This is a genomic window from Legionella sp., assembly GCF_965140895.1.
Lineage (GTDB): Bacteria > Pseudomonadota > Gammaproteobacteria > Legionellales > Legionellaceae > Legionella.
On sequence record NZ_CBCSKT010000092.1, the window covers coordinates 1 to 2,090 of the forward strand.

Sequence of the window (2,090 nt, forward strand, 5' to 3'; positions counted from 1 at the left end):
CTACCTCGTATATGGACTCATCCGTTTTTGCAAGTAAACGCTCGTGAAAAGTGAAGTATTTGCATTCGTATATCCGGCAATGTTAGTAGTTTTTAGTTCACTTGTGCCTTGATGATATTCGACCTCTGTTTCCTAAGGTTTTGTCGCAAAAATATTTTTAGACCACGAATCGCGTTATTTTGGGCGAGTTTACGCCGCCAGTCCATAGAACTGTTCAAAAATAGTTTGATTGGCCGATTCAGTATGCTGGTTTTTTCTGAGCATGTGATGCAATTCAATTCCGGCTAATGTTGCATTCGCTGAGTGAAATACCTTGAAGCCCTTCATTGGCCTGGTGATTTTCTTAATGAATCGATGCTCTTGTTCTACAATGTTATTGAGGTATTTAATTTGTCTCATCGTGAGCTGGACGAACAGTCCACCCAACATAAACAGCAGCCCCAAGTGTAAATTAATTGTATCAATTCCAGCTTTGTTAGCGCCACTTTTATCCATTGTTACCTTGTCGGGTAAGCCATTACAACCTATGGCTTTCTCAAAAAATGCTCTTGCAGCAGGCTCATCCCTTTTTTCTGAAAGCATGAAATCAACGGTCTTACCTTCTTTATCAACGGCTCGATACAAGTAAACCCATTGGCCCTTCACCTTAATATAGGTCTCATCCATCCTCCATGAAATCCCAACAGGATGCTTGCGGCGCTTACGAAATACCTCTTCCAACTGACGAGAATAATCAATAACCCAGCGATTGATAGTGGAGTGATCTACTTTTAGACCACGTTCCAAAGCTAACTCGTCAACATCACGGTAACTCAATGAGTAAGCCAAGTACCATCTAACCAACATCAAAATAATGTCCTGCTTAAAATGGCGCCACTTAAAACTCAGCATCTCTGATCGTTCCCTTGCAAAAAGACAGAGTCTACTCTGGGAATTAATTTTTTACGACAAAACCGCGCTGGGTCCATACATGACAGTGCCCAATTATCCTAAGGGACGATAATACTCTTCAGGTCGTACGAGCCAAACACCTGTTATTTTTGCTTGATCAAAGATAATTTTTAGTTTTTCACTGACTAACAAATTACTATGATATTCTTTATCACGAGTAAGGGGATGTTCACCCAGGCATCCTTTTTTGTAAGTAAGGTAATGGAAACCATAACCTGATTGATCATAAACAGTCTTTTCATGATCGATTCCTTCGATCTCCACCGTCACATTTAAGAAAGTGTACCCTGCCAGTTCCCCATCAGAGCAGATTACCTTGGCTGGAAAAAACTGCACCTCATTCGGTGCTATTTCTTCCAAAATATCCTGAATTCGCTCATTGACTAAAGGAATTCCAGCACTATTAACTAAACAATCAAATTTTAACGCTCGGTTTTGAGGAATTTTAAAATGGACTACCGGCATTGGACTAAATTCTTTTAAATCCAACTTGCGACTAGCCCGCAACAAGAAATGATCGGGCGAACATGTCTCATCATATACCCCCATTTCTTTGTTTAACACATTTTCTGGAACCTTCCAACAATAAATCATGATTCTTAATTCTCCTACCATTTCGTTGCGTTAGGGCGCATCTTCTCGTTCAATCCGACAGTACCCGCGCGTAACTCTTGTCTTACTGCGGACAAGACTTTTCTTGTTTCAGCCCGATATTGCTCTGCAGTCCATCCCCGAGCTTTACCTTTCTCAACTACCTCATCTAAACGTTCTGCCACCTTCTCATTATAACTAGGAGTATGGCGACCGCTATGGATAGAACGCGTTGGATGACCTGATGCCTCTTTTGGCAAGTATATCAGATTGGCTCGCGATTGTATGCTCAGCCCAGATAAAGCAAACGCGGCATGATTTTGAGTTCTTGGATAGGTATGACTGGCAATATGATGCCTTTGAAATCCAGGTATGGTGGAGGTTTTTTTAAAACCGTCTGCGCCAATCAGTTTTCCACTTATCGGTATATTTCCTCTCTGTACGGTATTGATTCGTGACTGAAGATTCACACCACCATAGACAAAAAACGAATAACGGGATAGACCATCAGTTGATACTTTTTCCTCGTTCTTAATACTGGCAGGAAC

Annotated in this window: 3 protein-coding genes; all 3 read right to left on the reverse strand. The window is 41.2% G+C overall.

All coding sequences use genetic code 11. The features are described from left to right. Positions 1–189 precede the first annotated feature (189 nt). Positions 190–891, reverse strand: a complete 702-nt coding sequence (locus tag ACQY7T_RS10000; protein WP_428413111.1) for an IS6 family transposase — start codon at positions 889–891, stop codon at positions 190–192. Positions 892–984: 93 nt separating this feature from the next. Continuing rightward, positions 985–1,545, reverse strand: coding sequence for an imm11 family protein (locus ACQY7T_RS10005; RefSeq protein ID WP_428413112.1), 561 nt, complete (start codon positions 1,543–1,545; stop codon positions 985–987). Positions 1,546–1,559: 14 nt separating this feature from the next. Continuing rightward, positions 1,560–2,090 (reverse strand): AHH domain-containing protein (locus tag ACQY7T_RS10010; protein ID WP_428413113.1); only part of this gene is annotated, 531 nt, incomplete at its 5' end.